At 70.9% G+C, this 11,703-nt stretch carries 11 protein-coding genes and 5 pseudogenes; 9 read left to right on the plus strand and 7 right to left on the minus strand.

Annotated features, from left to right (window positions below):
• The 5 genes from ABZ646_RS27780 to ABZ646_RS27800 form a co-directional block, all read left to right on the plus strand.
• Positions 1–797: AbfB domain-containing protein (locus ABZ646_RS27780; protein WP_360524388.1), on the plus strand; the 797-nt coding region annotated here is incomplete at its 5' end.
• Between the two features lie 66 nt (positions 798–863).
• Positions 864–1,241, plus strand: coding sequence for a hypothetical protein (locus tag ABZ646_RS27785; protein WP_360524391.1), 378 nt, complete (start codon positions 864–866; stop codon positions 1,239–1,241).
• Positions 1,242–1,709, plus strand: a complete 468-nt coding sequence (locus ABZ646_RS27790; RefSeq protein WP_360524394.1) for a peroxiredoxin — start codon at positions 1,242–1,244, stop codon at positions 1,707–1,709.
• A gap of 54 nt (positions 1,710–1,763) precedes the next feature.
• On the plus strand, positions 1,764–4,124 hold the full coding sequence (locus tag ABZ646_RS27795; RefSeq protein WP_360524397.1) for a SpoIIE family protein phosphatase: 2,361 nt from the start codon (positions 1,764–1,766) through the stop codon (positions 4,122–4,124).
• A 369-nt stretch (positions 4,125–4,493) separates the two neighbouring features.
• Positions 4,494–4,637 (plus strand): hypothetical protein, encoded by a 144-nt coding sequence (locus ABZ646_RS27800; RefSeq protein ID WP_360524400.1) that lies wholly within the window; start codon positions 4,494–4,496, stop codon positions 4,635–4,637.
• Between the two features lie 30 nt (positions 4,638–4,667).
• On the opposite strand, the pseudogene ABZ646_RS27805 reads toward ABZ646_RS27800, so the two are convergent.
• A pseudogene (locus ABZ646_RS27805) lies at positions 4,668–4,942 on the minus strand (aldo/keto reductase); the annotation flags it as partial.
• Positions 4,943–5,056: 114 nt separating this feature from the next.
• On the opposite strand from ABZ646_RS27805, the pseudogene ABZ646_RS27810 reads away from it, so the two are divergent.
• Positions 5,057–5,641 (plus strand): annotated as a pseudogene (locus ABZ646_RS27810) (TauD/TfdA family dioxygenase); the annotation flags it as partial.
• Here ABZ646_RS27810 and ABZ646_RS27815 read toward each other — a convergent pair.
• From ABZ646_RS27815 to ABZ646_RS27830, 4 genes and pseudogenes are all read right to left on the minus strand, one after another.
• Positions 5,640–6,206: pseudogene (locus tag ABZ646_RS27815) on the minus strand (alcohol dehydrogenase catalytic domain-containing protein); the annotation flags it as partial. The pseudogenes ABZ646_RS27810 and ABZ646_RS27815 overlap by 2 nt on opposite strands.
• 2 nt (positions 6,207–6,208) lie before the next feature.
• The gene (locus tag ABZ646_RS27820) at positions 6,209–7,612 is read right to left on the minus strand and encodes an aldehyde dehydrogenase family protein (protein WP_360524403.1); all 1,404 of its coding nucleotides are present in this window, start codon (positions 7,610–7,612) and stop codon (positions 6,209–6,211) included.
• Between the two features lie 8 nt (positions 7,613–7,620).
• Entirely contained in the window at positions 7,621–8,376 is a 756-nt protein-coding gene (locus tag ABZ646_RS27825) for a (5-formylfuran-3-yl)methyl phosphate synthase (RefSeq protein ID WP_360524406.1), read from the minus strand.
• A gap of 267 nt (positions 8,377–8,643) precedes the next feature.
• A pseudogene (locus ABZ646_RS27830) lies at positions 8,644–8,900 on the minus strand (transposase); the annotation flags it as partial.
• Positions 8,901–8,939: 39 nt separating this feature from the next.
• Here ABZ646_RS27830 and ABZ646_RS27835 point away from each other — a divergent pair.
• Entirely contained in the window at positions 8,940–9,755 is an 816-nt protein-coding gene (locus tag ABZ646_RS27835; RefSeq protein ID WP_360524409.1) for a transposase domain-containing protein, read from the plus strand.
• On the opposite strand, the gene ABZ646_RS27840 is transcribed toward ABZ646_RS27835, so the two are convergent.
• Entirely contained in the window at positions 9,724–10,263 is a 540-nt protein-coding gene (locus ABZ646_RS27840; protein ID WP_360524412.1) for a hypothetical protein, read from the minus strand. The genes ABZ646_RS27835 and ABZ646_RS27840 overlap by 32 nt on opposite strands.
• A 163-nt stretch (positions 10,264–10,426) precedes the next feature.
• Here ABZ646_RS27840 and ABZ646_RS27845 point away from each other — a divergent pair.
• Positions 10,427–10,645, plus strand: a pseudogene (locus tag ABZ646_RS27845) (IS256 family transposase); the annotation flags it as partial.
• 482 nt (positions 10,646–11,127) lie between these two features.
• Here ABZ646_RS27845 and ABZ646_RS27850 read toward each other — a convergent pair.
• The gene (locus ABZ646_RS27850) at positions 11,128–11,403 is read right to left on the minus strand and encodes a hypothetical protein (RefSeq protein WP_360524415.1); all 276 of its coding nucleotides are present in this window, start codon (positions 11,401–11,403) and stop codon (positions 11,128–11,130) included.
• 108 nt (positions 11,404–11,511) lie between these two features.
• On the opposite strand from ABZ646_RS27850, the gene ABZ646_RS27855 reads away from it, so the two are divergent.
• A partial coding sequence (locus ABZ646_RS27855) for a hypothetical protein (protein ID WP_360524418.1) occupies positions 11,512–11,703 on the plus strand: 192 nt, incomplete at its 3' end.

Here is an 11,703-nt window from a genome sequence, read left to right on the forward strand (position 1 = left end):
AGCGCAGCGACGCGTTCGTGGTGGACGAGGCCGTCATCCAGCACGACGGCAAGGTCTTCATGACCTACTCCGCGAGCGCCACCGACGCCAACTACTGCCTCGGCATGCTCACCGCGTCCGCCTCGGCCGACCTGCTGGACGCGGCCTCCTGGAGCAAGAGCCCGACTCCGGTCTTCAAGACCGACGCGGCGACCTCGCAGTACGGGCCCGGGCACAACTCGTTCACCGTCTCGGAGGACGGGAAGTCCGACATCCTCGTCTACCACGACCGCAACTACAAGGACATCAGCGGCGACCCGCTGAACGACCCCAACCGCCGCACCCGCCTCCAGAAGATCTACTGGAACGCCGACGGCACCCCGGACTTCGGCATCCCGGTGGCCGACGGCGTCACCCCGGTCCGCCTCTCCTCGTACAACTACCCGGACCGCTACGTCCGCCACTACGCCTTCCGCGCGAGGATCGAGGCGAACGTCACCGGCCTCGCGGACTCCCAGTTCCGGATCGTCCCCGGACTCGCCGGCACCGGCACCGTCTCCCTGGAGTCGGCGAATTACCCCGGCTACTACCTGCGTCACCGGAACTTCGAGGTGTGGGTGGAGAAGGACGACGGTACCGCCGGCTTCGGCAGTGACGCCTCGTTCCACCGGCGAGCCGGCCTCGCCGACCCGGCCGGGGTCTCGCTGGAGTCGTACAGCCACCCGGGCCGGTTCGTGCGGCACTACGACAACCTGCTGTACGTCCAGCCGATCAGCACCGCGCTGGACCAGCGGGACGCCACCTACCACCTGGAGTAGGGTCCGGCGCGGACCGGGGCGATACCGCCGGGTAATATCCGGCGACAGGTCGTCAGAGGAGGCTTTGTGTCCCGGTCCGAACGTTCCGCCCTGGTGCTCGCCGGGTTGCTTGCCACCGCGGGGGTCGCCCACTTCGCGGCCCCGAAGTCCTTCGACGCCACCATCCCCAAGGCCCTGCCCGGGTCACCGCGGGCGTGGACGTACGGGAGCGGGGCCGTGGAACTGGCACTGGCTGCGGGGATCGCGATGCCCCGCACCCGGACGGCGGCGGCCCGGGCCGCCGCCGCCTTCTTCGTCGGCGTGTTCCCGGCCAACGTCCAGATGGCCGTCGACTGGCGCAGGCGGCCGCAGCCGTACCGGACCGCGGCCCTCGCCCGGCTGCCGCTCCAGGTCCCCCTGGTGCTGTGGGCGCGCGGGGTCGCACGAAACGAGGAGGGCCGCTAGATGGCGGAATCAGTCGAGGTCGGAAGCAAGGTCGAGGACTTCGCGCTGCCGGACGAGACCGGTACGACCCGGACGCTGACGGAACTGCTGGCCGACGGGCCCGTCGTGCTCTTCTTCTATCCGGCCGCCCTGTCGGCGGGCTGTACCGCGGAGGCATGCCACTTCCGGGACCTCTCGAGCGAGTTCGCGGCCGCCGGTGCCCGCGCCGTCGGGATCAGCGGGGACAGCGTGGAGCGGCAGCAGGAGTTCTCCGGCAAGCACACCCTCGGCATGCCGCTGCTGTCCGACGCCGACGGCACGGTCCGGGAGCGGTTCGGCGTCAAGCGCGGTTTCTCGCTCGCCCCGACCAGGCGGGCCACCTTCGTCATCGCCCAGGACCGCACCGTCCTGGAGATCGTCCGCAGCGAACTGCGCATGAACACCCACGCCGACCGCGCGCTCGCCGCACTCCGCGCCCACCAGGGCTGACACCGCCCGGTCCCGCGCTTGATGCGCTGGGACACAGGTCTCATCCTGGGGCGTATGGAGCGTGTCGCGGCCGCGGCGATCATCGATGCCCTGGGCAGGGTGACGGGGTGGAGCGAGGGCGCGCGGGCGCTCACCGGACGCCCGCCCGAGGAGGTCGTCGGCAGGCCGGCCGCCGACCTCCTCGCCGCGGAGATCCCCGCCGCGGCACTGGCCGCCCGCTCCGGGACCGTCGCCCTGCGCCATGCCGACGGGCGCCGGCTGGAGATCGCCCTGACCGGCTGTCCGATCCTCGGCCCCGACGGCCGCACCACCGGATACGCCGTCACCGCGGACCCGCCCTGGAAGGCCGACCCCACCCTGGCGGGCCAGGCATTCCAGCAGGCCTCCATGTCCATGTCGGTCTTCGACCTCCGGCAGCACTACCTCCGCTCCAACGACGCCTCCTGCCACGGCATGGGCGTCCCGGAGGAAGCCCTGCGCGGCCGTTTCTTCCTGGACACCGTCGAGGACGCCCCGCACAGCCAGGGCTTCCTGCGCCATCTGCGCCAGGTCGTGGAGACCGGCCGGCCCGTACGCTACGAGAGCTTCACCGGCGTTCCCGCCCTCAACCGGGAACACGCCTGGAGCATCGAGATGTGGCCGCTGCGCGATCCGGACGGCGAACTGACCGCCGTCGCCCTCGCTGCCTTCGACAGCACCGAGCAGTACCTGGCCCGGCTCCGGCTCTCCCTGCTCAACGAGGCGGCCACCACCATCGGCAGCACCCTGGACGTGGTGCGCACCGCCGAGGAAGTCGTCGAACTCCTCGTCCCCGGATATGCCGACTTCGCGAACGTGGACCTGTTCGACTGGGTGCTCGGCGCCGAGGAGGTACCCACGGTCCCGCGGGGCGACATCATGCTGCGCCGCGTGGCCCACGGCTCGAGGACCGACGGCACCCCCGAAGCGGCGGTCCACCTGGGCGAGACGGACATGTACCTGGAGGCGTCGCCACCGGCCCTGGCCCTGCGGCAGGGCCACGCCGTGCTCAGTCAGGCAGGTGAGCCCGCGTTCCGCAGCTGGGTCGAGGAACGCACCGCTCGCGCGCCGGCGGGCCGCGCCCACCGCGAGGGCGCCCACTCGATGATCGCGGTGCCTCTGAAGGCCCGGGGCGTGGTGCTCGGCGTCGCCGTGTGCGTGCGCATCGCGCACCCCGACGACTACGCCCCCGACGACGCCGTCTTCGCCGAGGAACTCGGCAGCCGCGCCGCCGTCTGCATCGACAACGCCCGCCGTTTCGCCCGCGAACGCTCCACCGCGCTCGCCCTCCAGCACAGTCTGCTGCCCAGAGGCCTGCCCGGCCAGGCCGCCGTCGAGGTCGCCCACCGCTACCTGCCCTGCGGATCGCTGGCCGGCATCGGCGGCGACTGGTTCGACGTGATCCCGCTCTCCGGCAGCCGGGTCGGCCTGGTCGTCGGCGACGTCGTCGGGCACGGCATCCGGTCCTCCGCCACCATGGGACGGCTGCGGACGGCCGTACGCACCCTCGCGGACGTCGACCTGCCACCCGACGAACTCCTCACCCATCTCGACGACCTGGTGACCCACCTCGCCGCCGACGGCACCGGTGAGGAGGTCGCCGAACTGGGCGCCACCTGCCTTTACGCCATCTACGACCCCGTCTCGCGGCACCTCTCGCTCGCCGCCGCCGGACACCCGGCGCCCGCCCTCGTGCTGCCGGGCCGATGCGCCGAACTGATCCCGATGACCGCGGGGCCGCCGCTCGGCGTCGGCGGGCTGCCCTTCGAGGCGGTGGAACTGCACCTGCCCGAAGGGGCCGTCCTCGCCCTCTACACGGACGGCCTGATCGAGGACCGGGACCGGGACGTCGACCGTGCCATCGAGGAGATGTGCCGTGCCCTGAGCGCCCCCGCCGACTCCCTGGAGGCCCTCGGCGACAACGTGCTCAAGGCGGTCCTGCCGGAACAGCCCTCCGACGACGTGGCCCTGCTCCTGGCCCGCACCCGCTCCCTCGGCGCCGACCGGGTAGCCACCTGGGACATCCCGCCCGACCCCGCCGAGGTGGCGCACTACCGGCAGGCGGCCACCGTACGGCTCACCGCCTGGGGCCTGGACGAGGCGGCCTTCGTCACCGAACTCGTCGTCAGCGAACTCGTCACCAACGCCATCCGCTACGGCGAACCGCCCATCCAGCTGCGCCTGATCCGCGACCGCGCGCTCATCTGCGAGGTGTCCGACGGCAGTTCGACCTCACCGCACCTTCGCCGCGCGCACGCCTACGACGAGGGCGGCCGCGGCCTGCTCCTGGTCGCCCAGCTCACCCAGCGCTGGGGCAGCAGACAGACGAGCACCGGCAAGACGATCTGGGCCGAACAACCACTCCCCGAACTGAGGGGATCGACTGCGGCGCAGTGACGGGTCCGACCAAGGCGGAGCGACCATGCCGACCGGAGAGGCTGACCGGGCCGGTCGGGGCGGAGGGAGTGGGTCGGTCGGGGCGCAGGACGGGCTGGTCGGGGTGGCAGTCCGGGGTGGTCGGGAGCGTGGTCCGGGGGGCCGGGCGTCGGCTCCCGCGTCGGGCTTCAGCGAGCCGCCCGGGGCCGGAGCCGCTCCGTCCCGCGGTGCGGAAGGACAGGGGCGCGGTCAGTCGTCCGCGTCCGTCGCGACTTGGGCGAGGGTGCGGCCGGAGCGCACCGAGCGGGCTCGCCGGGGGTCGGTACCTGACGTACCTGCACTTCGAGTACCCGGCCGGCCCCCCTCGACCTGCACTCGAACAAACTGTCCGTGGACGGCACCGGGCTCACCGTGGTCGTCTTCCACGCCGAGCCCGGCAGCCGCGACGCCGAACTCCTGGACATCCTCGGAAGCCTCACCGCGACCGGGGGCGGGGGCGGCCGGCAGGCCGCCGAGGAGCGCGTCGAGGAGTGACCGCCGGCCGCAGACGGACCCGGCGGCCGTTCAGAACTCCTCGTGGCTGTCCGGGTCGCCGCCCAGCCGCTGGTGGGCGCGCTCGGAGAGGGCCGTCATCTGGGTGTCGCGCAGCTGGAAACCGAAGACGTCCAGGTTCGTCCGCTGCCGATCGGCGTCCGCCGACTTCGGGATGGCCACGGCACCGAGCTGGACATGCCGGCGCAGGATCACCTGCGCGGGCGTCACCCCGAGCGACTCCGCCACGCCGACCACCACCGGGTCGTCCAGCAGCCCCCGTCCTGACCGAGCGGGCTCCAGCTGTCCTGTCTCCACCCTCGGGGACAGGGGGAGCGGTGATCAAGCGGGGCGTCTTCTGTTGCGTGCTCCCGGCTGTCACGATCTTCGGGGAAGCGGTACCGGCGAGCATCGGAGCACATATGACGACGGGAAGCAGCACGGGGAACCGGACGGTCGCGGTGCATCCCGTCGCCGGGCACATCGGTGCCGAGATCACCGGGGTCGACCTCACGGAGGACCTCGACGACTCCGTGGTCGCGGGCATCAGGGAGGCCGTACTGCGCTGGAAGGTCGTCTTCTTCCGCGATCAGCGGCTCGACCACGCGGCCCATGTGGCCTTCGCGCGCCGCTTCGGCGAACCCGTCGTCCTGGGGCGGCGCGGCGGTGCCTCACCCGCGGACTTCCCCGAGGTGGAGACCACCGCCGACCGGCTGGAGCTGGGCGGGCGGTTCGGGATGGAGCACGAGGAGTGGCTTCAGCGGCGCCGGCACAGCCTGCTGCGCGGCTGGCACTGCGACCACGGCGCCCGCGTCGACCCGCCGGCGGCGACGATCCTGCGCGCCGAGACCGTCCCGCCGTACGGCGGTGACACCACCTGGTCCAACCTCGCCGCGGCCTACGCAGGGCTCTCCGCCCCCGTGCGGGCCTTCGTCGACGGGCTGCGCGCCGAGCACCGGCTCGGCGTCGGCTACCAGTCCCGGCCGGGGGACGACTCCTATCTCCGTCGCCAGGGCCGATGGCGAAGACGTTCAAGACCGCTCCGGCGCCGGTGAGGAAGCCACAGCCGAGCGGTCCGAGCAGTTCGATGGGCAGGGAGGGATCGACCCGGACGGCGTTGCGGGCCGGGACCAGCGCGTATTCAGCGAACGAGGACTGGCCGAACCATCGGGGTGCCAGCGCGCCGCCGGCCGCGTCGGTGAACCGGTCCGTGTGCTCCTTGCTCCCTCCGAAGAGGTTGAGCAAGGCGAAGGAGTCGCAGTAGGCGGGGGCCGCGCCCCTGCAGTTCCGGCAGTGTCCGCAGGAGTCGAAGCTCAGCACGACATGGTCGCCGACCCTCAGGCCGGTGCCCGGGCCGCCCGTTTGCACCACGACCCCGGCCCCCTCGTGGCCGAGCACCGTCGGCAGCGGTGAACGGCCCGCTGAACGCCGGACCGCGAGATCGGTCCGGCACATCCCGCAGCCCGCGATCCTGACCAGGATCTCGCCGTCGGCCGGTCCCGCGTGCAGGATCACCTCCTCGACCGCGAACCGACCCTCGTAAGAGCGCAGTACGGCCGCATCGAACCTCATCCTCACGCCTCCTGCGGGCGGTGCACGACGAACGGCTGGAGGTTCCCGTAGAGTCCCCACGGCCCGCCCGCGACGCCGACACCGCTGTCCTTGGCACCCGCGAAGGGCTGGGCGAGGGACAGTTCGGCATGGTGGTTGATCCACGCAGTCCCGCACTCCAGTCGATCGGCTACCGCTCCGGCCCGGTCGAGATCCGTCCCCCATACCGAGCCGCCCAGCCCGAAGCGGGTGGCGTTGGCCGCCTCCACGGCCTCGTCGAGGCTCCGGTACGGCAGCACCGGTAGGACCGGACCGAACTGCTCCTCCGTCACCACCGGGCTGCCGGGAGGGACATCAGCCAGGATCGTCGGAGCGAAGAAATAGCCCGGCCGGTACAGCCGGTGGCCACCGGCCACGGCCCGGGCGCCGTCCGCCAGGGCCCGGGACGTGTAGCCCTCGACCCGGCCCAGCTGAGCAGCGTTGTTGACCGGACCCAGCTGCGAGCCCGGGTCGAGCCCGGCCCCCACGAGGACGGTCTTCGCGCGCTGCGCGAGGGCCTCGACCACCTCGGAGTACAGCCGGGCCGGAGCATAGACGCGCTTGACGGCCATGCACACCTGCCCGCAGTTGCGGAACGCGGCCCAGAACAGCCGGTCCGCGATCCGCTCCACATCCACGTCCTCCAGCAGGATGGCCGCGTCGTTGCCGCCCAACTCCAGGGTGACCCGGCCCAGCGAGGCCGCCGCGCCCTCCGCCACGACCCGCCCGCTGGAAATCGAACCGGTGAAGGTGACATGGCGGATCCCCGGGTGGGACACGAGTCGTGCGCCGAGGGGCTCGCGACCGGTGACGACCGTCAGTACATCCTCAGGCAGGGCGGCGGCGAGGACGGACCCCAGCAGACGAGTGGCGAGGGGCGTGAACGGGGAGGGCTTGAGCACCACCGTGTTGCCCGCGGCGAGCGCGGGTGCGAACTTCGCCGACGCGAGCTGGAGAGGAAAGTTCCAAGGAACGATCGCGGCTACAGGCCCGAGCGATCGCCAGCGGATCTCGCTCCGCACCGGCCGACCGTCGGTGATCGGCTGGGGTTCGGGAGCAAGCTCGGCAAAATAGCGCATGCGGGCCGCCGTGCGGGCGATCTCCGCGTACGACTCGGCCAGGGGCTTGCCCTGTTCCCGGGTGAGCAGCCGAGCGAGGTCGGCCCCGACAGCCTCCACGACGTCGGCTGCCGTACGCAACGCGGTGGCGCGCGCGACCGGGTCGGCCCGCCAGCTGCGCCACGCCTTCTCAGCCCGATCGACGACGGCGTCCAACTCGTCCGGCTGCTGATTGGGAGCCTCGTCGAAGGCTTCGCCCGTGGCCGGGTCCAGGACGGCGAAGCACTTGCCTCGGGGCTCGGGTGCGCGGCGGAGCTGAGGTGTCGGCATGCCGGTGGTCAGCTCCCGGCGGCGACGGCCGCCGCGTGTTCCCGGGCCTGCCGGTCCACCTCCGCCCGGAAGGCGGCCACCAGCTGCGGCTGAATCCTTCCGGCGTTGCGGTCGCCCCCCTCACAGACCGCCCCGCGTACCCCCACGATGTCCGTGCCGATGCGGGTCAGCACACCGAGGTCCGACGCCTTGACGCTGCCCGCGAGGGCGGCGAGCAGACCGGCCTCGTGAGCCAGCCGGACGAACTCCCCGCAGACGTCCGGCGGAACATGGTCGAACAGCCCTGTCCCGTCCTTGATCGCGGTATCGAGCATGGCCGCGTCTGCGCCGGAACGGAGCGCGATGCCGGGCAGGGCGAGCGGGTTGACGCAGCCGATCCGGTGGGCGTCGGCGTAGCCCGAGGCGACGACAAGCGCCTCCGGCTGATGGTCCTTCACCGCCCGGACCACCCCTCGCATGACCTCGACGGCCTGTTCGGGCGTCGTGCATCCATAGAGGCCGACCTTGATGTACGTGGCTCCGGAGACGACTGCGCCGAGCGCCGCCTGGGCCACCGTGCCGGGCTTGTACGGTACGTCTCCCACGGTCGCCGACACCGGCTTGTCCGCCGGGACCGCGTCACGGATCTCCCTGATGACCCACGGAAAGTTCGCGCCGAGCGAGCCCTCGTCGGGCTTCTTGACATCGACAATGTCGAGGTGCTCCGCCGCCTTCGCGCAGTCGAGGGCCTCCTCGACACTGTCCGGGGAGATGAGAAGCAACAACGTGGACTCCTTCCGCCGCATGTCCGCCTGACCGACGGACAGGGATGCGGATTCGACTGGTTCACGTGCGGTGCCCTCATCATTCCGGTGGCCCGTGGGCACCGGCAGAGCGCGTGGAGTCCTCACGGGGCGCCACTTGCCGACCTGAGTGCGCCGTGCACACCGGCCAGAACCAGCCACGTACCTGGGCCCGTCGCCGCGGGCAAGGATTGAAAGCATCGCCAGGAAGCGGGAGGTCATCCGGCCGCGGGAGCCTTCCCGCGGTCAGATCTCCTTCTTGAAGACCTCTCCCGTCCGGCGGCCGCCGCCGGATCCGCCACCGTCACCGGCGGCTGCCGGGAGCGAGGAACCGGCCGACGGCCGGTGCCGGACCAGGCCGGGGCATCGGGGTGTGCGTCATGCGGCTGGACGGTGATATCGCCGCGGACGCCGACCACGTACGCGTGTTGCCGCTCGGCCAGGCCGGCGCGGAAGTCGGCGTTCTGGCCGCAGCCGGCGTCCGCCACCACCACCGGCGGCACTAGCTTGACTCTGTCGGGGATGTGTTCCCGGGGGTGGTTCGGGTGTCTGCGGATGTCGGCGAGTTATCGGGCCTGGGTTTGCTGACCTGGGTGTACCCGTCCGGTCTGGTGGATCGTGCAGTGGCCGCGTGCGGTCGTGCGGAGCAGCGCAGACGTCTGCTGCCGGCCCGGCTGATGGTGTACTTCGTGCTCGGGCTGGCCCTGTTATCGCCGGCGCCGTATCTGGACGTGATGCGGCATCTGGTCGAGGGGCTGCGGGGCCAGGGCCTGCTGGGCGGCTGGCACGTTCCGGCGAAATCGTCGCTGTTCCGGGCCCGTCAGCGGCTGGGTCCGGAGCCGTTGCGGGTCCTGTTGACCACGACCGCAAAACCGATGGATACCGAGAGTACTCCGGGGGCGTTCTGGCGGGGACTGCGGCTGCTGGCAGTGGACGGGACCTGCTGGGACGTTGCCGACAGCCCGGCCAACGAGGCGGCCTTCGGCCGCCCCGGAAACAGCCGCGGCCACGACAAGAGCTCCTTTCCCCAAGTACGGATGGCCTGCTTGACCGAGGTGAGCACGCACCTGGTGCTGGACGCCGAGCTGGCCGGCTGCCGCACCGGGGAAGTCACCCTGATCCACGTCGACGTCAAGAAACTCGGTACCGCCGCAGCGAGGCTGTGGGGCGCCCCACAGCCCTCGTACGACCCGGTGCTTGCGGTGCGGCTCCCAAGGGGGGTTCACAGTTCCACAAGCGTCGAGGCTGCGCTGCGCGACGTCCCGCCACCCTGCGCCGCGCAGGCACGAGCCGGTTTCCCCGGTCTGAAGGCCGACTCCGCACAAGCCGTTACGTCTGTCCCCTCTCGAACAGCTCGTTGAGGACCGACATCTTGTTGGGCCGTGCCTCCAGCAGGATGAGGCCGAGCACGGCAACCGGGTCGAGCGCGGGATCGCTGCGGGTGACGTATGTGTGGACAGTGCGGTCGGGCCGGGAAGTCTCCCTGACATCAAGGACGGTTCGTTCTTCGGATGTTACGGAGAAGTGCAGCTTCCTGCGGAATCGAGCACGGCGGATGCAGTATTCCGCTTCCCACAGCAGCACGGTGTTCCCATGACGCTCTCCCACCGGCTGTCCATGTGCCGACAGCAGGGGCTGCCCCTCATTGAAGTCTACGAGCAGACGCGGGTCGTCGCCGGCTCGGTCCGTGCTGCCCAACACATGCTGACGACCAGGGCCGGCCTGCGATGCGAACGCTCCGATGGGTTCGCCGTCCAGTTGGAAGAACGAACTGAACATCCACATCATCGACTGGCCCAGTCGAAGCCCACCGCTCGTCTTCACCGGCGCCTTCACCCAGTTCCTGAAAAGCACATCGTCGTTTCGCACATGGTCGCTGAGCCCCCATCGGCTGCTGGGACATGACATTCACCAACGGAGACGTGAACATTCCCGACGCGGTTCTTGATGTTGCTGCTGTGCCTCCCGTCGTGGCTGACGCGTGGGGACCGTAAGACGTTCGGTGTAACTCCCGATCATGGAAGATGCGTCGATGACCAGTGAGAACGTGTCCGGATCCGAGGCTGTCGAGCCCGTGGAGGCTGTGCAGGCAAAGGCTGTGGACGACCAGTTGATCGAAGAGCTGTTGGGCCGGGCCCAGGCCGAGGGTCTGCAGTTGACCGGTGAGGGCGGGCTGCTCCAGCAGCTGACCAAGCGGCTGATGGAGTCCGCCCTGGAGGTCGAGATCACCGACTACCTCGGCTATGACAAGCAGTGCGCTTGCGGCGCAGGCCAACTGCGGAATCGCCAGACGACCGACGCCTGGCGTGTCCCACAACTTCGCCTCGCCGGAGCCGGTGTCTGTCGCCCTCAGGACCAGCAGGGTCCGACCTCCAGGAGCAACCTATATGCCGACGGCCCTACCGCAGCGTGTGCACCCGGCCCCAACCGCAGTGACCCGGGCGCGGTGCGGGTACAGCTCGGCCCTACCCGCACCGGGCGGGTCAGCCGTACAGCGCCAGGCGCGGCTGTACCGTGCCTGCCGCGCCCGGGGAGGTCACGGGGCCCCCGTACCGCTCGGTAAGGGTCTGGCCCGGATGCAGGGTGAGCTGTGCGGCAACCACATCGGTGAACAGCGTGCCGGTCTGGCTCCCGACAGGCACCGCGCGGCCGCGGGCGCGGCCCGAGTCAATGCGGCTGTTTCCCGGCGAGGCAGCTCGCCGGGAAACAGCCGGGCCTATGGCCTGTCTCAGCTCAGCCGCAGTCGGCGCGGCTGTTCACACCTCGGTCGCGGGCGACGATCTGGCCGGTGGGCTGACCGTTCGAGTCGAGCACGTTGCCGACGGCGTCGTAGTAGGCGCCGTAGGAAACGATCTCGTTGTATGCGCGGCCGCGCCAGCTATGCGTGATGGTCCTGCCCCACCCATACTCGTCGACGTGGAAGACCGGGTTGCTGCGCACCGTACGCATCACCGGGCGCAGAGCGAGCCACGCCTTCCTCCGTGGGGGAACGCTGATGCCGGTGGTCACGTTCCAGCCGGACGCCTTGGCGTACGACCAGCTGCGGCTGTAGCTGCCGCCCGCCTGGACCGCCAGGACTTCCGGGATGATGCTCCATTCGATGCCGAATTTTGGGCGGTGACGCTGTTGGTCGTGGTGCTGGTCGTGGTTCCGTTCGCCTGGATACTCTGGGTCAGCGTGCTTCGGGAACTGCAGTTCACCAGGGTCTGGCTGACCTGCGCCTCGGCGCCGGTCCAGGTCACCAGGAGCATCACCGCGAGCAGTGCGGCCTCCACCACGAGCAGCCCGCCCAGCCGGACGGCGCTGACC

This window comes from Streptomyces sp. NPDC007162, from assembly GCF_040634175.1.
Lineage (GTDB): Bacteria > Actinomycetota > Actinomycetes > Streptomycetales > Streptomycetaceae > Streptomyces.